We start from the raw sequence: 20,362 nt of genomic DNA on the forward strand, positions 1-20,362 counted from the left end.
GGGGCGGATTATAGAAGCTGGAAGGCCAGGACGGACACCAACGTAGGCGGCAACGCGCACAGCAGCAGGCCGATGGGGCTGATGGCCTGCTCGTGGAAAGTGCCTTTGAGGATGGAGAAGCCCGCCGGGTTGGGGGCGTTGGCGATCACCGTGAGACCGCCGCCGGTGACGGCCCCCGCCACCAGGGCGTACTGGAAGGCCGGGGTGACGCCCTCCACCAGGGAGCCCAGGTAGGTCAGGGCCGCATTGTCGGTGAGGGCCGTGAGGGCGGTGGCGCCGAAGAACAGCACGGTGGGCGCCATGCCCGCCAGCACGTCCTGCAGCCACCACTTCTGCAGGCCGCCCAGGGTCACCAGGCCGGCCAGGAAGAAGGCCACCAGCAGGCCTTCCCGCAGGATGAGGCGGTCCTGGTGGTGCTTGTAGGCCTCGCAGAAGCCGAGGAAGAAGAGGAACAGGCCGAGGAACACGGCCGGATGGTGGGCGAACACCACCACCCCGACCAGGAAGGCCAGGTGCACCAGCACCATGCCGGCCGGCACGGCGGGGGCGGCCTCGCCTTCCACGGCGCCGCACAGGCTGACCAGCTCCCGGCGATAGACGAAGGTCACCACCAGGGCGTTGATGCCGACGGCGATGGCGGCCTTCCAGCCGAAGGTGCTGGCCATGAAGGCCAGGTCCCAGCCCCACTTGCCGGCCACCATCAACACCGGCGGCGCGGCGAAGGGGGTCAGGGTGCCGCCGATGGAAATGTTCACGAACAGCACCGCCAGGGTGGCGTACTTGAGGCGGCTGGAAACGGGCCGGGCGAAATAGCGGTCCCGCAGCAGCAGGGCCCCCAGGGTCATGGCGGCGGGCTCGGTGATGAAGGAGCCGAGCAGGGGCACCAGAAAGAGAATGACGAAGAAGGTGGCGACGCTGTCCGGCAGGGGCAGCGTTCGCGCCGCGGCACGGACGCTGTGGCCGGCCAGGGCGAGGATGGGCCGGCTGGCGGCGATGACCATGATGACGAAGACGAACAGGGCCTCCGTGTAGTTGCAGGATTCCAGGTAGGTCACCGCCTCCCCGGTGCCCTGCAGGCCGACCATGACCAGCACCAGCACCATGGCCCAGAAGCCGAACACCACCTCCACCTCGCCCAGCAGGTGCCACAGGCCGGCATGGGCCGGCTGGGTGTGGGCCAGGTGTTCGAAGTACTTGGTGGAAAAGGTATGCACGATGGCCAGGGCGAACAGCACCGTGGCGGCGATTTCAACGGGAGTGGGGGCGAGGGCCGACATCAGGGCAGGTCCGGGCGCGGGGCAAAAGAAACGCCCGCTGCGGATGACGACGCAGCGGGCGACACGAGTGGGTGTCCAACAGGATTGTTGCTGAATCCAGCCTGGGCATCATAGGCGCGACCGCTCCCGGCGGTAATTCGCCGTTCAGCGTACGGCCGATCAACGACGCGGCCAACCCTAAGGACACGCCGGGCCATCAGGCGGCCTCTTCGTCCGGCGCCGGGGGCGGCACCTCGTTGTCGAACTGGACGACGATGCGCACCAGCTCGGAGAGGTTGCGGGCCTGCAGCTTTTCCATCATGCGGGCCTTGTACACCTCCACCGTGCGGGGGCTGATGCCGAGCACCTCGCCGATTTCCCGGTTGGGCTTGCCGGCGGCGGCCAGGCGCATCACCTCCCGCTCGCGCCGGGAGAGGCGCTCCAGGCGGTCGCGCATCTCGGCGCCGGTGGCGGCCTCCTTGCGGCGGGCCGTGTCCAGGGCCAGGGCGGTGGCGACGGCGTTGAACAGCTGGTTGTCGTCGATGGGCTTTTCCAGGAAATCCACGGCCTGGGCCTTGAAGGCGGTGCGGGCGGTGGAGGCGTCGCCGTGGGCGGAAATGACGATCACCGGCAGCTGGATGCCCTTCTCCGCCAGGGTGGCCTGCAGGGAGAGACCGTCCATGCCGGGCAGGCGCACGTCGGCGATGAGACAGCCGGGAGCGTCGGGATCGACGGCCGCCAGGTAGTCCTCGGCGGAGCCGAAGGCCTGGACCCGGTAACCCTTGAGGTTGAGCAGCAGACCCAGGGAATCCCGGATGGCCGCGTCGTCGTCCACCACATAGACGGTGGGGGCGTTGGGAGGAATGCTCAGATTCATGGGGCTCCTTTCACAGGCAGCGGTTTTACGGAATAAACGGAATGGTGCAGCGGCAAGGCGATGATGAAACGGCTGCCGCCGGCGCTGGGCGATTCGGCCCACAGGCGGCCGCCGTGGGCCTCGACGATGGCCCGGCTGATGGCCAGGCCCAGGCCCATGCCGGTGGGCTTGCTGGTGGCGAAGGGCTCGAACAGGCGTTCGCGGAACTGGGGCAGGATGCCCGGCCCGTTGTCCTGCACCACCAGTTGCAGTTCGTTGCCTTCCCGGTGGGCGGCCAGGCTCACCACCGGCTCGTCGGTGCTGCGGCCGAAGCTTTCCGGCGACACGGCGTCGAGGGCGTTGATGAGCAGGTTGCGCAGCACCACCTGGAGCTGCACCCCGTCGCCCCGGGCCGGCGGCAGGTCGGCCGGGATGGCGTATTCGAGGCGGCAGGCCTGGCGCTTGGCCCGTTCCTCCACCTCGCCGATGGTTTCCACCACCAGGGGCAGGATCGGCACCGGATCGCGCCGGGTGTGGCCGGTCTTGAAGAAGTCCCGCAGGCGGCGCACCACGGCGCCGGCGCGGCGGGCCTCGGCCGCCACCTTGTCCAGCACGTCGGACAGCTCGCCGCCCCGCCCCGCCTCCAGCATCAGCTGGCCGGCCCGGGCGTAGTTGGCCACGGCGGTGAGGGGCTGGTTCAGTTCGTGGGCCAGGGCCGCCGCCATCTCGCCGGCCGCCGCCAGGCGCAGGGCCCGCTTCAGCTCGCTCTCGGCCACCTTGCGGGCGCTGGAGGTGACCCCCAGGGTGAGGCCGGTGATGGCCAGGGAGGCCATGAGGAACTGCATCTCCTGCACCGTGCCACCCTTGTAGCCGAGCCACTGGGCGCTGACGATGAGGCCCACCTGGATCATGGCCAGGGTCAGGCAGGCCCCCTCCAGGCCGTGGCGCAGGGAAATCCAGGTGAGGGGCAGGAACAGCAGGTAGAAATACTTGAATTCGTCGGTCCACGGCAGGCCGAACACCACCCACAGGGAGAGCATCACCGCCAGGCACTGCAGGGTGAATTCCCGGGTCTCCAGGAATTTCCAGTCCCCCGGGCGCAGCAGCACCAGGATCAGGGGGGCGCTGACCAGGACGCCGATGGCATCCCCCACCCAGAAACGCACCAGGGCGTAGAGGAAGCCCCGCTGGCTGTCGGGCAGGAAGGCGCTGACCACCAGCAGATAGAGCCCGCCCAGAAGCAGGGCGGTGCCGGCGAGGACGGCGAGGAAGCGGGGCAGCGCGCCCCGGTCCCGGATGTCGGCGGCGCCGACCCGGTGCAGCAGGGCCGCCATGAGGCCGTAGCCGCCGGCGGTGATGCCGGTGAGCAGCAGGGTTTCCACGGACAGGGCGGCCATGCCGTGCACCAGCACATTGCCGCACCACACGGTGGCGAAGGCCAGGGGCCAGAAGCGCAGGCCGAAGGCCAGCAGCAGGGCCAGGGTCAGTCCGGGGGGCGGATTCCAGGGCGTCACCTCGAAGGCCGGCAGGGGATGGATGAAGCTGACCCAGTCCAGCAGGAGGTAAAGCAGCACGTAGACGCACCCTACGGCCGCAACCCGACTCGGGTTCAGCGCAGGGGGAACGGGCAGGTGGAAAAAGCGGGCAAAAGTCATACCCGGATCATGCCTGAAAACAGGCCAGGACTGGGTCTGCCGGGGTACGTACGGATTTGTCACGACACGCCGCCAGCGGAAATGCCGAACGCATCCCCCGTGCGGCGCAGTACGCACCCGTAAAAGCACCATGCCCGAGCAGCGCACGGGACGGCGCTGTCGGGCATGGGTGTCCGGAGAGGGCCGCGGAACCTTGGTCCCGGACCGGCCCTGAATCAGAAGTTAGGGCTTGGCGGCAGCCTCGGCCGGAACGGCGGCAGCGGCTGCCGCTTCGACGGCGGCGGGCGCCTTGTGGTCCGCATCCGGATGCCAGCCGAGCACGGTGAGCAGGACGAAGAAGCCGACCACGTAGGCCAGGGCCACGTGCCAGCCGTGGCGCAGCCAGTTACCCACGGACTTGGCCTCGGGGAACATGTTGGAGAGGGCCACGCCGGCGGAGGAGCCGAACCACACCATGGAACCGCCGAAGCCCACGGCGTAGGCCAGGAAGCCCCAGTCGTAGCCGCCCTGCTTCAGGGCCAGGGCCGTCAGCGGAATGTTGTCGAAGACGGCGGAAACGAAGCCCAGGCCCAGGGCGGTCTGCCAGGAGGCGCCGGGCAGCTCTTCCACCGGCATCATGGAAGCGCAGGTGACCAGGGAGAGCAGGAAGATGGAGCCCTTGAAGGTTTCCGGCAGCACTTCCCAGTCGGGCCGGCGGATGGAGGTGGAAATGAGGATGGCCAGCCACACGGCGACGCCGATGAAGGGGAAATGGTCCGCCTCTTCGGGGAAATTGATATTCACCAGCACGTTGGCGCCGATGGCGAAGGCCAGGATCATGCCGACGATGCCGACCCGGGCCCAGTCGATCTTGGTGTGCTGGTGGCCGCCCTTGATGATGGGGGAGTAGGCATGCTGCTGCCTGGAGGCGACGAAGGCGACGATGAGCAGGGCGACGATGGCCGCCACGTAGGCGTCGAGCACGATGTGGGGCGGCACGCCGTCGATCCACATCATGGTGGTGGTGGTATCCCCCACCACGGAGCCGGAGCCGCCGGCATTGGAGGCGGCGACGATGCCGGCCAGGTAGCCCACGTGGACCTTGCCGCGGAACAGCTGGTGGGCCATGGCGCCGCCGATGAGGGCCGCGGCGATGTTGTCGAGGAAGGAGGACAGCACGAAGACCATCACCAGCAGCACGAAACCGCCCTTCCACTCGCCCGGCAGGTACTTGGGCAGGATCACCGGCACGTGGCTCTTCTCGAAGTGGCGCGAGAGCAGGGCGAAGCCCATGAGCAGGCACAGCAGGTTGGAGAGGGTGACGAACTCGTGGCCCAGGTGGGCGGCGAAGCCGGCAAAGCCGACCCCGGTCTTGAAGCCGGTGACGAAGATCTTGTACAGGCTGATCACGGTGACGCCGGTGAGACCGACGTAGAGGGTGTAGTTGTGGAACAGGGCCACGCCCAGCAGGGTCAGGCCGAACAGGATGAAGTCCAGGGGAATGCCGGCCACCAGCACCGGGCCGTCGGCCCAGGCGGAGAGGGGAAAAGCCAGGCACAGGGCCAGCAGGCCGAGGGAGCGCGCTCCCGGGCGGGACAGGGTCGACAGCATGGAGTCCTCCAGATTTTTGTGGGCCGGATTCTAACATTCGCCCCGCGGCCTCCCCCTTAGGGGAAAACACTTAGCCCCATGCTGCAACGCCGCATTCTGGCGCACAATAGGACATCGTCTTCCACCGCCCGCCCCATGTCCCTCATCAACGCCCACCTCGCCGAAGGCATCGGCAGCATCACCTTCAACTACGACTTCAAGCGCAACGCCCTGTCGGAAGCCATGACCGGCGAAATCGCCGCCGCCCTCGCCCTGTTCACCCAGGAAGGGGCCCGGGTCGCGGTGATCCGGGGCCAGCCCGGGGCCAAGGTGTGGTCTGCCGGCCACAGCGTGGACGAGCTGCCCACCGGCGGCCACGACCCCCTGGGCTGGAAGGACTCCCTGCGCATGGTGATCCGGGAGATCGAAGCCTTTCCCGGCCCGGTCATCGCCCAGGTGGGCGGCAGCGTCTGGGGCGGCGCCTGCGAACTGGTGTTCGCCTGCGACCTCATCGTCGCCACCCCCGAAGCCACCTTCGCCGCCACCCCGGCCAAGCTGGGCGTGCCCTACAACGCCACCGGCCTGCTCACCTTCCTCAACGCCCTGCCCCTGCACCTGGCCAAGGAACTGCTGTTCACCGGCAGCCCCATGGGCGCCGCCCGCCTGGAACGCCAGGGCGTCATCAACCACCTGGTGCCCGCCGCCGAGATCGACGCCTTCGTGCACGAGCTGGCCAAGGGCATGGCCCACAACGCCCCCCTCTCCATCTCCGTGATCAAGGAACAGCTGCGCATCCTGGCCGGCGCCCACGCCCTCTCCCCCCAGGATTTCGAACGCATCCAGGGCCTGCGCCGGGTGGTGTACAACAGCGCCGACTACGCCGAAGGCATCCACGCCTTCAAGCAGAAGCGCAAGCCGATCTACCGGGGGCAGTAGGTAGGATTAGGCTTCCGGCAATCGGGCCGCGAAGGGGAGACAAAGCGTGAAATTCGGTTACACCATCATCTACGTCGCCGACGTACCGGCCGCCATCGCCTTCTGGGAAAGGGCCTTCGGCCTGCACCGGCGCTTCATCGACGCAACGGGCGTCTACGGGGAGCTGGAGGCCGGCGCCACCTGCATCGCCTTCGCCAGCCACGGCCTGATGGCGGATCTGCTGCCCCCGGAATGCGTGACGGAGCCGCCATTGCCCCAGCATCACGCTTTCGAGATCGGCCTCTTCACGGAAGACGTGCCGGCCGCCTACGCCAAGGCCCTGGCCCAGGGGGCCACCGGCCTGACGCCGCCGCGCACCACCCCCTGGGGCCAGACCGTCTCCTTCGTCCGCTGCCCGGAGGGAACCCTGGTGGAGTTGTGTACGGCCATCAAGCGTTAGTGCCCCAGCGCCCGAATCCATATCGCCTGAACCAATGGAAACCAATCCCAGGCAGTCTCCGCCCCCCGAAGTGGAACGTCGGAAATATCAGACGCTGCATGCCGGCATTGTCTACGGCTTCGCCGCGGTTGTTCTCTTTATTGCTTTGACAGTCTCGTTGCAACTCGGACTGGGGATTGGCCTGGCGGCCCTGCTCCTCCTGGGCGCTTGGTGGGGCGTCCTCATCGTTTTCTGGAGCCACCCAGTTTTCTGCCGGTTCGAAATGGAACATGAGTGGTTGGCCAAGACGCGCCAACTGCCGGCGGGGGTAGAAAGAACATTGCTCACAGGCCTATGGGTCACTTTCTACTGGCCCCTTCTGCTATCGAAGAACATCTATTTCTGGGCATTGCTTGCAGGCGTCGGCATCTATTACGCCTTGAAACTCAGGTAAGCCTTCAGTAGAACCGCCAAGGCCGGAATCAACCCCCTACCACCGCCGCTTTCTTGCTTCGTCCAGAAACGCCTGCAGCAGCGGCTCCCCGTCCAGCAGTTCGCCCTTGCCCGGGGTGTGGAATTCCGGGTGCCATTGCAGGCCCACCACGAAGCCCCGACCGGTCCAGCGCACGGCTTCCACCAGGCCGTCGGCGGCGGTGGCTTCCACCGTCAGGTCCTTGCCCAGCACCTTGACCGCCTGGTGGTGGATGGAAACCACCTGGCCGCCCGTCTGCTCCGGGTAGAGCCTGGCCAGCAGGCCGCCCTCGGCGAACTGCACCGGGTGGGTGTGACGGTCGTACTCGGGGGCCTCGTGGGCGATGGCGTCTTCCACCAGGCTGGGGATGTCCTGGTGCAGGCTGCCCCCCAGGGCCACGTTGATCAGTTGCAGGCCGCGGCAGATGCCCAGCACCGGCTTGCCCGCCTCCATGAACTCGTGCAGCAGTTCCATCTCGTAGGCGTCCCGCACCCGGTCGCCGGCCCATTCGGGCTTGAGGGGTTCCTCGCCGTAGCTGAGGGGCGAGAGGTCGGTGCCGCCCTGCAGCACCAGGCCGTCGAGGGCGCCCACGTAGTCGGCCAGGCGCATGTTGCTGCGCTGCATGGGGCTGTCCTGGACGATGGAGGGCACCATGAACACCAGCACGTCCCGGGACATGACCCAGTGGGCCACGGACTGCTCCAGGTACTGCAGGGTCTTGCCCAGCAGGCCGACGCTCTCGGGCTGGGGATGGTAGAGGCGGGCGGAAATGCCGATCTTGACGGTGCGCTTGGCCATGTCTGACTCCTTTCGATCCGGGTTTCAGGGCATTGCCGCAGCAAGGACAAGCGCCCGGGAGCACGCCGCAAACCAGGCCCCTCTCGGTGAACTCTGTGCCCTCTGTGGCAATAGCATTTTCAATACACCCGCTACACGCCCCCCGCCCAGCAACGGGCCGAGTGGCGCACCACGTCCTCCAGGGCGCCGCTTTCCTCGTGCCGGGCCCGCAGCCAGGCGCTGCCGTTGGCGCCGCTGCCGGCCATGGCGGCCAGCCGGGCCAGGGGCGCGCGGCTGCCGAGGATGTCGGCGAAGGGCTGCAGGCGCTCCAGGGTGGCCAGCAGGTCGTCCCGCAGCACCAGGCTCTGCTGGCTGCGCGGGTCCACCAGGGTGGCGTCGAAACCGAAGCGGGTGGCCTGGAAGCGGTTGTAGCCGTAGACCAGGTACAGGCCCTCCTCCACCCGGTCCGCCGGGTAGGGGCGCTCCACCAGCAGCCAGAAGGCCAGGGCCTGGACGAAGGCGGCCAGGGCGGCGGCCGTATCCACCTCCAGGGGGGTGTCGCAGATGCGCACCTCCACGGTGCCGAATTCGGGCTTGGGGCGGATGTCCCAGTAGAAGTCCTTGATGCTGCCGATGATGCCGTAGCCCAGCATCTTGGCAAAAAACTCCTCGAAGCCGGCCCAGGTGCTCACCGGCGGCATGTGGCCGGAGAGGGGAAAGGCGGAAACGGCGTGCAGGCGCGAGGTCTCGAAGGAGGTGTCCTGCCCCTGGGAAAAGGGCGAGGCCGCCGAGAGGGCGATGAAGTGGGGAATGTAGCGGGACAGCTGGTGCGTCAGATACACCGCGTCGTCCCCCGACTCGCAGGCCACGTGGATATGCTGGCCGAAGACGGTGAACTGCTTGGCCAGGTAGCCGTAAAGGCTGGACAGCTGCTGGAAGCGCTCGGTGGGGAAGATGCGCCGCTCGTGCCAGAGGTGGAAAGGGTGGGTGCCGCCGCCGGCGATGGCCAGGTTGAGGCTGCCGGCGGTATGCACCACCGCGTCGCGCATGGCGTGCAGCTCCTCCAGCAGGCTGTCGTGGCGGGCGTGGGGGCTGCTGTTGAGCTCGATCATGCTCTCAGTGATCTCGGGCTTGATCTCCCCCGGGTGGGCCACCTTCTCCAGGGCCCGCAGCAGGTCCGGGCCGCCCCGGGTCAGGTCCTGGGTATGGGGGTTGATCACCTGCAGTTCCAGCTCCACCCCCAGGGTGTAGGGACTGACGGACTTGAACTCAAGCATGCTCGTCTCCTTCCGGCCGGCTCTCGCCGGCGCCCTTGAAAGCCGCCTGCACTGCCAGGGGGCCGAGGAATTCCAGCAGCACCACCGCCGCCAGCACCAGGTTGCCCAGCCGTTCGCCGAACTGGGGATAGAGGCTGGTGAGGTCATGCACCAGGGCGATGGCCACCCCGGACATGGGCAGCAAAGCCAGGCTCAGCCAGGCGTGCTGGCGCCAGGTGATGCGGGAGAAAGGCGCGGTGAGCATGACCCCGGCCGCCTTGCCCAGGCTGCGGGCCGCCAGATAGGCCAGCACCGGCAGGCCGGCGGCCAGCACTGCCGCCAGGGGCAGGCTGGCGCCGGTGAGGACGAAGAGGACGATGTAGAAGAGCTGGGCGGCGCCCCCCAGGTCCACGCTGAGCAGGGCGTAGCGGCTGTCCCACTGGCGGCAGGCCAGGCCGAACACCAGCAGGGCCAGGAACACCGACAGCTGGAAGGCGTGGGCCAGGCCCACCGCCGCCAGCAGCATGCCGGCCAGCAAGATGAACTGGGAAAACTTGGATTCAGGCCCCTTGCCCAGCAGGCGGGCGCCCCACAGCACCAGGCGGGCGGCCAGGCTGCCCAGCAGCACCGAACCCAGCAGCAGGTAGAGGGGATGCAGCAGGGTCTTGTGCCAGGGCGCCGCATTTTCCGCATGGGCCACCGAGAGCAGGGTGGTGGCGGTGAGGAAGGCGAGCAGGGTGTTGATGGCCACCAGGGCCAGGGTGCGCTCCGTCACCTGGCCTTCGGCCCGGAATTCCCGGGCCACCAGCAGCACCACGGCAGGCGAGGTGGACAGGCCGATGGCCGCCGCCAGGCCCGCCTCCACCCGGGTGAAGCCGAACAGGCACAGCACCCCGGCCATGGCGGCGAAGGCCAGGGCCGATTCGAGCAGGGCCGCGGCCAGCAGGGAGCGGTCCCGCTTGAACCAGGTCAGGTCCAGGCGCCGGCCCAGGTCGAAGAGGATCAGGCCCACGGCCACGTCGAAGAAGAGCCGGGTTTCCCCCAGCAGGGGGTGCAGGGACCAGCCCGGCGGCAGCCAGGGGCCGGCCTGGCCCAACAGCAGGCCGGCCAGGAGCCAGCCCAGCAGGCGCGGCAGTTTCAGGCGGCGGGCCAGCTCGCCGCCGAACAGCCCGGCCAGCAGCAGGCTGCCGAACAGGGCGGCGGGGCCCAGGGCCGGCGGCAGGGCCGGCAGAAAAGCGAAAGAGATGTTTCCGTCCATAGCGCGGTGCTCCCATGGGACGGCTGTTCAGCAATGTCTCAACAATGCGGCGCCCGGGCGGCCTGCCCGATGGGGCAGGAGCGGTCAGCGCACAGCCTGTTTTTGTTATTGAAAGACGGGCGCCGGCAAGGCGCCCCGGGATCATCCCCGGGGGCGGGGACGGTGGAGGCCGTAGGTTACTTCAGGTCAGAGTCGGCCGGACCCCGGCAAGTTCCGTACGGCCTGACGGCGCGCAAAGCCCAGGCGCAGACGCTTCTCGGTGCCGATGACCAGGCCGCAGAAGAGGGCGAAAGCGCCGATTTCCAGCCATTCCGTGAGGCCGATGGGGGCCGTGGCGAAGAGCCGGTTCATGATCGGCGCGTAGGTGAACAGCAGCTGCAGGGCCGCCATGGTGCCGATGCCGCCCCAGAACCAGCGGTTGGTGAACAGGCCGATGCTCCAGAAGGAATGGGTGAGGGAGCGGCAGTTGAAGAGATAGACCGTCTCCACCAGCACGAACACATTGACCGCCACGGTGCGGGCCTCGGCCAGGGTGTGGCCCTGGTCCAACTCCCGCAGGAAGAGGCCGAAGGCGCCGAGCAGCAGCAACAGGCTCACAAGCAGGATGCGCCCCACCAGGGGGGCGTCCAGCACCGGCGTCTGGGGCGCCCGGGGCGGGCGGGCCATGACGCCCTTCTCGATGGGCTCGAAGGCCAGCATGAGGCCGAGAAACACGGCCGTGGTCATGTTGATCCAGAGAATCTGCAGGGGCGTGATGGGCAGGGTGGCACCGGCAACGATGGCGGCGACGATGACCAGGCCCTCGCCGAAATTGGTGGGCAGGGTCCAGGTGATGAACTTCACCAGGTTGTCGAAGACGCCCCTGCCCTCCTCCACCGCCGCCTCGATGGCGGCGAAGTTGTCGTCGGTGAGGACCATGGCGGCGGCCTCCTTGGCCACCTCGGTGCCGGTAATGCCCATGGCGATGCCGATGTTGGCCTGCTTCAGGGCCGGGGCGTCGTTCACCCCGTCGCCGGTCATGGCCACCACCTGGCCCTGGGCCTGCAGGGCCCGCACCAGACGCAGCTTCTGTTCCGGCTCGACCCGGGCGAAGACGTTGATCTGCTGCACCGCCGCCAGCAGCCCGGCGTCGTCCAGGGCCGCCAGTTCGCCGCCGGAGAGGGCCTGCTCGCCCTCGGCGGCAATGCCGATCTGGCGGGCGATGGCCAGGGCGGTGACGGCATGGTCGCCGGTGATCATCTTGACCCGGATGCCGGCGTTGCGGCAGGCCTTAACCGCCGCCACGGCCTGGGCCCGGGGCGGGTCCATCATGCCGATCAGGCCCAGGTAGTCCAGGCCCTCGCCGGCGATCAGGGAGTCGGCCTCCAGCACGGCCTCGGCCGCCCAGCCGCGGCGGGCCACGGCCAGCACCCGCAGGCCCCGGGCCGCCATCTCCCGGGCCTGGCGCTCGATGGCGGCGGCGTCGGCCGCGCTCAGGGGCACCGGCTGGCCTTCCGCATTGCAGCGGCGGCGGCAGTGGGGCAGCAGCTTTTCCAGGGCGCCCTTGGCATAGACCACCAGGCCGCCGTCGCCCCGGTGCAGGGTGGCCATGTACTGGCGGGCCGAGTCGAAGGGCAGTTCGTCCTGGCGCGGATAGAGGGAAAGCAGGGTGTGTTCGTCCAGCCCGGCCTTGCGCGCCGCCACCAGCAGGGCAGCCTCCGTCGGGTCGCCGCTGATCTGCCAGTGGCGCCCCTCCTTGAAGAGGCCGGCGTCGTTGCACAGGGCGGCGGCCAGCAGGGTTTCCCGCAGGGCCGGCTCCGGCGGCGCCTCGTTGCCCAGACGACGGCCGCCGATCTCCCCTTCCGGGGCGTAGCCGTTGCCGCTCACCGGGTAGGCGATGCCGCCGGCCACCACTTCCCGCACCGTCATCTGGTTCTCGGTGAGGGTGCCGGTCTTGTCGGAGCAGATCACCGTGGTGCTGCCCAGGGTTTCCACCGCCGGCAGCTTGCGGATGATGGCGCGGCGCTTGGCCATGCGCGAGACGCCGATGGCCAGGGTGATGGTCATGGCCGCCGGCAGGCCTTCGGGAATGGCGCCCACGGCCAGGGCCACCGCCGCCATGAACATCTCGAAGGGGGATTCGCCGCGCCACAGGCCGACGGCAAAGGTGAACAGGGCCAGGGCGCCGATGGCCATCAGCAGCCAGTTGGAAAAGGCCGCCATCTTGCGGGTGAGGGGCGTCATCAGGTCCGGCGTCTCGCCCATCAGCTTGGAGATGCGTCCGGTCTCGGTGGCGTCGCCGGTGGCGATGGTGATGCCGGCGCCCTGGCCGCTCACCACCATGGTGCCGGCGTAGGCCATGTTGCCCCGGTCCGCCAGCAGGGTTTCCGGCGGCAGGGTCTCGGCGTGCTTGTCGCTGGCCGTGGATTCGCCGGTGAGGGCCGCCTCCATGGCCTTCATCTCCTTGGCCCGGAACAGGCGCAGGTCTGCCGGCACCTTGTCGCCGGCAGCCAGCAGCACCACGTCGCCGGGCACCAGGGCGCGGGAGGGCAGGCGCTTCTTCTCCCCTTCCCGCAGCACCGTCACCTCGCTGGCGACGGAACGGGCCAGGGCCGCCAGGGCGCTCTCCGCCTTGCCTTCCTGGATGAAGCCGATGATGGCGTTGATCAGGGTGACGCCGAAGATGACTCCCGAATCCACCCACTCGCCGAGAAAGGCGGTGACGGCCCCGGCCAGCAGCAGCACCAGCACCAGGGGCTGGGCGAACTGCAGGGCGAAGCGCAGCAGGGGCCCCTTGCCCGGCTTGGGCGTCAGCCGGTTCTCGCCGTGGGTCTGGCGGCGGCATTCCACCTCGGCCTCTGACAGCCCTTCGGCGCAGGAGGTCTGCCAGTGCTCGGCAACGGCGTCGCCGGAGAGGTGGTGCCAGACGGGGGAGGAAGCGGCGGGACGGGGCATGGTGGGCGAGAAGGCAATGACGACAGCCTTATTGTCCGCCCTTTCCCCTTTCCGGTGGAGTACGTCAGGCTCCCGACACGGCCTTGTGCAAACGGCTGCCGCCCAGCCAGGCCGCCAGCCCGGCCAGGCTGACGATGCCGCCGCAGAGGCAGACGCCGCTCCAGCCGGCAGCGCCGTAGGCGGCGGCGGAGACCAGGGAGCCGGCGGCGCCGCCGATGAAATAGCAGGTCATGTAGGCCGCCGTCAGCCGGTTGCGGGCCTCGGGCCGGATGCGGTAGATGGCGCCCTGGTTGCTCACGTGCACGCCCTGCACCGCCAGGTCCAGGGCCAGCACGCCGAGGATCAGGGCCACCAGGGACAGGGGCGCGAAATAGAGGGCGCCCCAGGAGAGCAGCAGCAGCCACCAGCCCAGGGTGGTGGCCCGGTCGCCGTGGCCCCGGTCCGCCAGATGGCCGACGGCGGAGGCGGCCAGGGCGCCGGCGGCGCCGGCCAGGCCGAAGAGGCCGATGGTGACTTCGGAAAAGCCGTAGGCGGGGCCGGCCAGGAGGAAGGCCATGGAAGTCCACAACACGCTGAAGGCGGCGAAGGCGGCGGCGCCGAGGAAGGCCCGCAGGCGCAGGCTCGGCTCCTCCCGGAAAAGGCCGAGCACCGACAGCAGCAGCCGCGGGTAGCTGAGGCCGACGCTGTGCTGGTAGCGGGGCAGGCGCCGGGCCAGCACCAGGGCCGCCAGGGCCATGGCCGCGGCGCCGACCCAATAGACCGTGCGCCAGCCGCCCAGGGTGGCCAGGGCCCCGGCCACGGTGCGGGCCAGCAGGATGCCCAGCAGCAGGCCGCTCATCACCGTACCCACCACCTTGCCGCGCTGGGCCGGCGCCGCCAGGGTCGCCGCCAGGGGCACCAGCACCTGGGCCACCACGGAGAACAGGCCGGCCAGGGCGGTGCCGACGAAGACGCCGGCCATGGAGGGCGACAGGGCGGTGACCAGCAGGCCCGCCGCCGCCAGCAGGGTCATCACCACGATCAGGCGACGCCGTTCCAGCAGGTCGCCCAGGGGCACGATCAGCAGCAGGCCCAGGGCGTAGCCCAGCTGGGCTGTGGTGACGATGGCCCCGGCCCCGGCGGCGGACAGCCCCATCTCCCGGGCGATGGCCGGCAGCAGGGGCTGGGCGTAGTAGTTGCCGGCCACGGCCAGGCCGGTGGCGACGGACATGATGGGCACCAGACCGGGCGTCAGGCCCGGGGTGGCAGGAACGGCGGCAGCAGAGGACACGGCAATCTCCAGGGGAAGGTGGGCGCCCCGGTCCTGGCCGGAGCGGCGTTATGTGGCGCCAGTATGGGAATGGCCGATCAATGACGCCAATGCATTGTTATCATCCAACCAATCCATTTTTCAGATTGATCGCCATGAACCTGCGCCAGATCGACTATGCCGTGGCGGTGGCCGAAACCGGCAGCTTCACCCGGGCCGCCGAGCGCTGCCACACGGTGCAATCCGCTCTCAGCCACCAGATCTCCCGCCTGGAAGAGCAGCTGGGAGCCCGCCTCTTCGAGCGCACCTCCCGTCGGGTGGCCCTGACCCCGGCCGGTCGCACCTTTCTCACCCACGCCCGCCAGGTGCAGGAAGCCGCCCGCCGCCTGGGAGACGAAATGGCCGCCGCCACCGGCGAGATCCGGGGCACCCTGACCCTGGGCACCATTTCCACCCTCACCGTGGTGAACCTGCCCGCCCTCCTCGCCGAATTCCACTGCCGCCACCCCCAGGTGGACATCCGCCTGCACACCGGCATGAGCGACCGCCTGCTGGAAGAACTGCGGCAGCAGGAAACCGACGCCGCCTTCATCGGCGTCTGGCCCGGTGAGCCGGTGGCCGGGGTGGACGCCCGCCTCCTCAGCGAAGAGCCCCTGGTGGCCCTGCTGCACCCGGACCACGCCCTGGCCGGGCGCAAGCGCCTGAGCCTGGCCGAACTGGCCCGGCAAACCCTGGTGGACTACCAGGCCGGCACCGGCCCCCGGCAACAGACCGACGCCGCCTTCCAGGCCGCCGCCATCGAGCGCCGGGTGACGGTGGAGGTCAATCACGTGGAATGGCTGGAAGCCCTGGTGCGGCAAAACGTCGGCATCGCCCTGGTGCCCCTGGCCACGGCCGCCCACTACCCGGGGCTGGTCACCATCCCGGTCCAGGCCGCGCCCCGCCGCCGGGTCTACTTCGCCTGGGGTCGCCACCCCACCCCGGCCGCCCTCGCCTTCCTCGGGCTGGTGCAGCAGGCGTTGGAGTGAGCGGCGGGACGCTCAGGGCATCCCGGTCTGGGAGGCAGGAAGGACGGGCCTTCCGGCCATGGCATGGCGGAGAGTGGCGTCGCTGTTGGGTTGTGGGGCTGGTGCTTTTCGGCTGGGGATATTGCCTGTGAGGCGGAATCTTCAGGCGTGGTGGGTTGATTGACCGCTGTGTTCCGCGCCTGACGCGCGGGTTACTTGTTCTTGTCTCGCCAAGAATAAGTAACCAACAAGAAGGCGAGCCCGGTTTGGCGCCCCGCTACGCGGTGTCCCCTGCGCTACTCGCTTCCGGCGGGGGCTGCGAGTGTTGACAGTTGGTCGGGTCGAAAGGCCCTCAAACTGTGCTCGCCCATTTCCCGCCAAAAACTCCGTTGCTCGGCACCGCACAGGGCGGGATTGGCGCTTGCCGAATTCAGCTATCGACCCGAAACGGTAATTGCCAGGGGAAAGCAAATGTTCAACGTTTGACTTTACCGGCCTACGCAGCTTTTCGTGCAGGTCCGGTGGAAGGATGGGTTGGGCTTCGCAGCATCACTTGGCCGAACTCGCACCTTCTACGGAGTCGACAATGCTTTTGGAAAAGACTTCATAGAAGAAAACAACGCTATCTTCCTGGCCGTTTTGCACCCGCTTGTAGACCTTGCCTATCGGGTTCGAGAAGCCCCCCTTCTTGTCGCGGACGCCGATCATTGAGAAACCAACTGCTCTTTCCGTCTCGGATGGCAAATCCCATTTGTAGCCAAGATTGCGAACCATCACCTCGCCCACGTAGCAACCCAAGCTAATCACAGTTTTCTGAATCGATTGAGGAGAAACCCCCTGGTTATGCAGGTTGAGCAGGATTCGATCAACAGCTTTCAGGCTTTCTGGCGAATAGTCGAGTTGATAACCGTCGACCTGCTGAACCATGGTTACTGCAATCTCCGCGATCTTTGGCGCTTGCTCAGGCGTAGGCCCGGTTTGAGCAGTGGCAGCTCCTACCAATAACGAGAACGCTAACGGAGTTACAAGATATCGAATGAGCTTCATTGGATAGGTAGAGATGAGATAAAAAGTGATGACCAACGTGGGGGTAACCGGCCTTGCGCAGTTTTATGCGCAAGGCCCGTGTTGACTGGAGGGTTAGCCACCTGGGTCATATGGCGCCCGCGATAAACGCAGCGAAAGTCAGTACCAGTGCGATTTCAGCGGCCATGGCCAAACCACACGAGCGGGAAAGTGCTTTGTCGTTGAGCGATCGGAACTGCTGTGACCACACGAACTTCATCAACCGCAACCGAGGCGTCGCGAGATTGGTTTGCATAAGAGAGGGCTGACCAAGGTGCGCCCAGACTTCGGGATGAACAGTTCGAAGATGGCAAAGCAACCAAAGGCCATTAGAAGATACATCTGGAGCCTAACGTGGAAGTGAGGGGCAGCCGGAGTGAAATGCAGGGAACCACAAGCGTAGCTTGTGGCTGCCCCTCTCGGCTGTAGTGTTAGGCAGACAGCCCATCATTTGGTGAACACCTTTTTGACAATTCGGCCAAAGCTTGGATCTATTGTGCAACTCATTCCATTCCAAGACGCACAATGCAGCCACCCATCAAGGAGCAACACCGGGTTTGCGTAGGCATCTCTCCAAGAAGGAAGCTCTGCGTTCCAAATTGGCTGGAACGAACCACTTACACAGTAAACATTCGATTGTTTATATGGAAATTCGTAGTAATCCTCTCGAACAACCAACTGACCGCCGAGGGGCAGAACTTGAACTATCGACGTACCGCGGGGTTTAAGGACACCAAGGACCTCTTCAGATACTTCATTAATCTTGGCAATCTGACCATCGACTATCTCGAATCGATACGAATGCTGCATCGTGACTAAGGCCTAACTAGTATTAGACGAAAAAAATGTCCAATATCATCCTGGAACACCGGACAGCCGAATCGATTGCCCCGCAGCGGGTTCAGCAAACCTTCCGTTTACTGGCCTCACTAAAAATCCGTGAAACCGGACAGCCTCAAACTTACCGACAGGACACCAGAATCGCAACCAAAAGTTGCAAATCGCATATCCCAAAGAACTACCCCCCAGCCCCAACCGGCGCGACCACCTTCGCTACGCCACCGGTTTTCCATCCCCTTCCACCCCCGCCGAGCAGCGCAAGGCGGGCGGGGGGCTTTCGGCGAGGACTGTTTGAGGCCCGAAGGGCCGAGTTCCGCAGCCGCCCCGTCCGACTGAGCAGCGCAGGGGAGCCCGCAGGGCCGGGGGTGAGGGTCGCCTTCTTGTTGGTTACTTGTTCTTGGCGAGACAAGAATAAGTAACCCGCGCGTCAGGCGCGGAACACAGCCGCAAAATCAACAGTCCACGCCCAACCAATCCCCCAGTAACAAAGCCTCCCCACCCCGCCACCAAACAAAAAGGACGGCCATCTCCACCATACCCCGGCGGAAATGCCCGTCCTTCCTGCCTCCTGGCGCACCCCGGTGCGCCGGCCAATTCAAACCCCGCTAATCCGGCTCACCAGCCGTAATAGACGCCCCCGCCCCGGCGGTAGTAGGGCCCCCAGCGCGGGCCCCAGAAGGGGTCGTAGTAGGGCATGGCCCGCAGCCGCTCCTGCTGCCGCACGGCCTCCACCTCCCGGGCGTTCTGCTGTTCCTTTTCCGTCAGGGTGGTGGCCAGATCGGCCCGCAGGGCCTTTTCCCGGTATTCGTGCAGGTAGTCGAGCACCGCCACCGGCAGACCCTGGCGGGTCAGGTCCAGCACCTGGCTGGGGGTGGGGTCGAGGCGGGACTGGGTTTCCTTGAGGCGGGCGATGATGGCGTCGGCCTTCATGCCGGACTTGGCCATGGCCACCAGTTCGGGGAAGCCCAGCTTGGGCGTGTCGGGCGCCAGGCGCTGCATCTGCTCGGGAGTGAGGCGGGCCAGCTTGGGGGTGGCGGTGCCGTCGGGAGGGGCGCTGGCGCAGCCGGCCAGCAGGGCCAGGGGCAGCAGGAGCGGGAATAGGCGGCGATGCACGGTCATGATGCTTTCTCCTCCATTACGGGGCCGGGATCAGGGAGAGACCCCACGGCCGGCCCCCAGGTTCCGGAACCGGCCCGGCGAACACCAGGCGGCGGAACCCCGGGGACGCAGCCTGAGCGTCAGGCCCGGGGCCGCGGGCCAGGCGTGTCGCCGCAGACAGTACGCAAGTACGGCAAGGCGACGCAACAACGCCCGCGACCCCGGGCCGGGTACTCAGGCGGTGCCGCCGACGGTGAGGCCGTCGATGCGCAGGGTGGGCTGGCCCACGCCCACGGGCACGGACTGGCCGTCCTTGCCGCAGGTGCCGACACCCGGGTCCAGGCCCAGGTCGTTGCCGATCATCTTCACCCGGGTCAGGGCGTCCGGGCCGTTGCCGATGAGGGTGGCGCCCTTCACCGGGTAGAGAATCTTGCCGTTTTCCACCATGTAGGCTTCGGACATGGAGAAGACGAACTTGCCGCTGGTGATGTCCACCTGGCCGCCGCCGAAATTGACGGCGTAGATGCCCTTCTTCACCGACTTGAGGATTTCCTCCGGCGACTTGTCGCCGGCCAGCATGATGGTGTTGGTCATGCGCGGCAGGGGCAGGTGGGCGAAGGATTCGCGGCGGCCGTTGCCGGTGGGCTCGACGCCCATGAGGCGGGCGTTGAGGGAATCCTGCATGTAGCCCTTGAGGATGCCGTCCTCGATCAGCACGGTGCGGCGGGTGGGGTTGCCCTCGTCGTCGATGTTGAGGGAGCCGCGGCGGTCCGGCAGGGTGCCGTCGTCCACCACGGTGACGCCCTTGGCGGCGACCCGCTCGCCGATGCGGCCGGAGAAGGCGGAGGAGCCCTTGCGGTTGAAATCGCCCTCGAGGCCGTGGCCGATGGCTTCGTGCAGCAGGATGCCGGGCCAGCCGGGGCCAAGCACCACGGTCATGGTGCCGGCCGGCGCGGGCCGGGCGTCCAGGTTGGTGACGGCCTGATGCACGGCTTCGGCGGCGTAGCGCTTGAGCACTTCCTCGCTGAAGTAGCCGTAGTCGTAGCGGCCGCCGCCGCCGGCGGAGCCCTGTTCCCGCTTGCCCTTGCCACCGTCCACGATGACGGTGACGGAGACCCGCACCAGGGGCCGCACGTCGGCGGCCAGGCGGCCGTCGCTGCCGGCCACCAGCACCACGTCGTATTCGCTGGCGAGGGAGGCCATGACCTGGGTGACGCGGGAATCGATGGCCCGGGCGTAGCCTTCCAGGCGTTCCAGCAGCTTCACCTTGTCGGCGGCCTGCAGGGAGGGAATGGGGTCCTGGGCCGGATAGAGGCCGTGGCCCTTGCGACCCTTCAGCTTGGGCGCCGTGCCCGACTGGCCGGCGGCGCCGATGGCGCGCACGGCGGCGGCAGCGTCGCCGAGGGCGTTGCGGCTGATGTCGTCGGAGTAGGCGAAGGCGGTCTTCTCGCCGGAGATGGCGCGCACGCCGACGCCCTGGTCGATGTTGAAGCTGCCGGATTTGACGATGCCCTCCTCCAGGCTCCAGGCCTCGGCCCGGCTGTACTGGAAGTAGAGGTCGGCGTAATCCACGTCGTTCTTCATGATCTGGCCGAATACCTCGGACAGGCGCTTGTCGTCCAGGCCGTAGGGGGTCAGCAACAGGGATTCGGCTTGCTTGATGATCTTGCTCATGGGGAAACCTAAAGCCTTAAAAAACTTTTGCCACAGAGGGCA

General features: G+C 67.5%; 16 protein-coding genes. 4 read left to right on the forward strand and 12 right to left on the reverse strand.

Annotation, left to right across the window (positions count from 1 at the left end; genetic code table 11):
• Window positions 1–8: 8 nt before the first annotated feature.
• The 4 genes from AC3QLZ_RS05870 to AC3QLZ_RS05885 all read right to left on the reverse strand — a co-directional run bounded on the left by AC3QLZ_RS05870 (window position 9) and on the right by AC3QLZ_RS05885 (window position 5,357).
• Window positions 9–1,277 carry a putative Na+/H+ antiporter gene (locus tag AC3QLZ_RS05870; protein WP_130458968.1) on the reverse strand — a complete coding sequence of 423 codons (1,269 nt, stop codon included), beginning with the start codon at window positions 1,275–1,277 and terminating at the stop codon, window positions 9–11.
• A 196-nt stretch (window positions 1,278–1,473) separates the two neighbouring features.
• Window positions 1,474–2,133 (reverse strand): response regulator transcription factor, encoded by a 660-nt coding sequence (locus AC3QLZ_RS05875; RefSeq protein ID WP_014238396.1) that lies wholly within the window; start codon window positions 2,131–2,133, stop codon window positions 1,474–1,476.
• A complete protein-coding gene (locus AC3QLZ_RS05880; protein ID WP_308806116.1) occupies window positions 2,130–3,899 on the reverse strand; it encodes an ATP-binding protein in 1,770 nt (589 codons plus the stop codon). Before AC3QLZ_RS05880 ends, AC3QLZ_RS05875 begins: the two co-directional genes overlap by 4 nt.
• Window positions 3,900–3,989: 90 nt before the next feature.
• Complete coding sequence (locus tag AC3QLZ_RS05885; protein ID WP_130458970.1) at window positions 3,990–5,357, reverse strand: citrate transporter; 1,368 nt, start codon at window positions 5,355–5,357, stop codon at window positions 3,990–3,992.
• Window positions 5,358–5,492: 135 nt separating this feature from the next.
• On the opposite strand from AC3QLZ_RS05885, the gene scpB reads away from it, so the two are divergent.
• Genes scpB through AC3QLZ_RS05900 form a run of 3 tightly spaced genes read left to right on the forward strand, consistent with a single transcriptional unit; the run spans window position 5,493 to window position 7,144 of the window.
• Window positions 5,493–6,272, forward strand: a complete 780-nt coding sequence (scpB, locus tag AC3QLZ_RS05890) for a methylmalonyl-CoA decarboxylase (protein WP_152089618.1) — start codon at window positions 5,493–5,495, stop codon at window positions 6,270–6,272.
• A gap of 46 nt (window positions 6,273–6,318) precedes the next feature.
• A complete protein-coding gene (locus AC3QLZ_RS05895; RefSeq protein WP_287873857.1) occupies window positions 6,319–6,711 on the forward strand; it encodes a VOC family protein in 393 nt (130 codons plus the stop codon).
• Window positions 6,712–6,745: 34 nt separating this feature from the next.
• Window positions 6,746–7,144: a hypothetical protein gene (locus AC3QLZ_RS05900; RefSeq protein ID WP_287873858.1), complete on the forward strand. Its 399-nt coding sequence runs from the start codon at window positions 6,746–6,748 to the stop codon at window positions 7,142–7,144.
• Between the two features lie 36 nt (window positions 7,145–7,180).
• Here AC3QLZ_RS05900 and AC3QLZ_RS05905 read toward each other — a convergent pair whose 3' ends face one another.
• The 5 genes from AC3QLZ_RS05905 to AC3QLZ_RS05925 form a co-directional block, all read right to left on the reverse strand.
• Window positions 7,181–7,960, reverse strand: a complete 780-nt coding sequence (locus AC3QLZ_RS05905; RefSeq protein ID WP_130458974.1) for a gamma-glutamyl-gamma-aminobutyrate hydrolase family protein — start codon at window positions 7,958–7,960, stop codon at window positions 7,181–7,183.
• Window positions 7,961–8,091: 131 nt separating this feature from the next.
• Window positions 8,092–9,216, reverse strand: coding sequence for a YbdK family carboxylate-amine ligase (locus AC3QLZ_RS05910; protein ID WP_287873859.1), 1,125 nt, complete (start codon window positions 9,214–9,216; stop codon window positions 8,092–8,094).
• Window positions 9,209–10,453: a cation:proton antiporter gene (locus AC3QLZ_RS05915; protein WP_152089622.1), complete on the reverse strand. Its 1,245-nt coding sequence runs from the start codon at window positions 10,451–10,453 to the stop codon at window positions 9,209–9,211. Before AC3QLZ_RS05915 ends, AC3QLZ_RS05910 begins: the two co-directional genes overlap by 8 nt.
• A 186-nt stretch (window positions 10,454–10,639) precedes the next feature.
• Window positions 10,640–13,387 carry a cation-translocating P-type ATPase gene (locus AC3QLZ_RS05920; RefSeq protein ID WP_492783482.1) on the reverse strand — a complete coding sequence of 916 codons (2,748 nt, stop codon included), beginning with the start codon at window positions 13,385–13,387 and terminating at the stop codon, window positions 10,640–10,642.
• A 64-nt stretch (window positions 13,388–13,451) separates the two neighbouring features.
• On the reverse strand, window positions 13,452–14,657 hold the full coding sequence (locus tag AC3QLZ_RS05925) for an MFS transporter (RefSeq protein ID WP_416243992.1): 1,206 nt from the start codon (window positions 14,655–14,657) through the stop codon (window positions 13,452–13,454).
• Between the two features lie 134 nt (window positions 14,658–14,791).
• Here AC3QLZ_RS05925 and AC3QLZ_RS05930 point away from each other — a divergent pair, with 134 nt between their 5' ends.
• Window positions 14,792–15,664, forward strand: coding sequence for a LysR family transcriptional regulator (locus tag AC3QLZ_RS05930; RefSeq protein ID WP_492783483.1), 873 nt, complete (start codon window positions 14,792–14,794; stop codon window positions 15,662–15,664).
• A gap of 528 nt (window positions 15,665–16,192) precedes the next feature.
• Here the strand turns inward: AC3QLZ_RS05930 and AC3QLZ_RS05935 are convergent.
• The 3 genes from AC3QLZ_RS05935 to tldD all read right to left on the reverse strand — a co-directional run bounded on the left by AC3QLZ_RS05935 (window position 16,193) and on the right by tldD (window position 20,320).
• Complete coding sequence (locus AC3QLZ_RS05935) at window positions 16,193–16,570, reverse strand: hypothetical protein (protein WP_492783484.1); 378 nt, start codon at window positions 16,568–16,570, stop codon at window positions 16,193–16,195.
• Window positions 16,571–18,163: 1,593 nt separating this feature from the next.
• Window positions 18,164–18,667 carry a hypothetical protein gene (locus AC3QLZ_RS05940; RefSeq protein ID WP_492783485.1) on the reverse strand — a complete coding sequence of 168 codons (504 nt, stop codon included), beginning with the start codon at window positions 18,665–18,667 and terminating at the stop codon, window positions 18,164–18,166.
• Between the two features lie 213 nt (window positions 18,668–18,880).
• The gene (tldD, locus tag AC3QLZ_RS05945) at window positions 18,881–20,320 is read right to left on the reverse strand and encodes a metalloprotease TldD (protein ID WP_416243989.1); all 1,440 of its coding nucleotides are present in this window, start codon (window positions 20,318–20,320) and stop codon (window positions 18,881–18,883) included.
• Window positions 20,321–20,362 lie beyond the last annotated feature (42 nt).

Source organism: Azospira sp. MPR-LB4, assembly GCF_058809525.1.

Coding starts and splice junctions, on each gene's coding strand:
- AC3QLZ_RS05870 (WP_130458968.1), bottom strand. CDS start 1,277: ATGTCGGCCCTCGCCCCCACTCCCGTTGAAATCGCCGCCACGGTGCTG.
- AC3QLZ_RS05875 (WP_014238396.1), bottom strand. CDS start 2,133: ATGAATCTGAGCATTCCTCCCAACGCCCCCACCGTCTATGTGGTGGAC.
- AC3QLZ_RS05880 (WP_308806116.1), bottom strand. CDS start 3,899: ATGGTGCTTTTACGGGTGCGTACTGCGCCGCACGGGGGATGCGTTCGG.
- AC3QLZ_RS05885 (WP_130458970.1), bottom strand. CDS start 5,357: ATGCTGTCGACCCTGTCCCGCCCGGGAGCGCGCTCCCTCGGCCTGCTG.
- scpB (WP_152089618.1), top strand. CDS start 5,493: ATGTCCCTCATCAACGCCCACCTCGCCGAAGGCATCGGCAGCATCACC.
- AC3QLZ_RS05900 (WP_287873858.1), top strand. CDS start 6,746: ATGGAAACCAATCCCAGGCAGTCTCCGCCCCCCGAAGTGGAACGTCGG.
- AC3QLZ_RS05905 (WP_130458974.1), bottom strand. CDS start 7,960: ATGGCCAAGCGCACCGTCAAGATCGGCATTTCCGCCCGCCTCTACCAT.
- AC3QLZ_RS05910 (WP_287873859.1), bottom strand. CDS start 9,216: ATGCTTGAGTTCAAGTCCGTCAGTCCCTACACCCTGGGGGTGGAGCTG.
- AC3QLZ_RS05915 (WP_152089622.1), bottom strand. CDS start 10,453: ATGGACGGAAACATCTCTTTCGCTTTTCTGCCGGCCCTGCCGCCGGCC.
- AC3QLZ_RS05920 (WP_492783482.1), bottom strand. CDS start 13,387: ATGCCCCGTCCCGCCGCTTCCTCCCCCGTCTGGCACCACCTCTCCGGC.
- AC3QLZ_RS05930 (WP_492783483.1), top strand. CDS start 14,792: ATGAACCTGCGCCAGATCGACTATGCCGTGGCGGTGGCCGAAACCGGC.
- AC3QLZ_RS05935 (WP_492783484.1), bottom strand. CDS start 16,570: ATGGTTCAGCAGGTCGACGGTTATCAACTCGACTATTCGCCAGAAAGC.
- AC3QLZ_RS05940 (WP_492783485.1), bottom strand. CDS start 18,667: ATGACCGTGCATCGCCGCCTATTCCCGCTCCTGCTGCCCCTGGCCCTG.
- tldD (WP_416243989.1), bottom strand. CDS start 20,320: ATGAGCAAGATCATCAAGCAAGCCGAATCCCTGTTGCTGACCCCCTAC.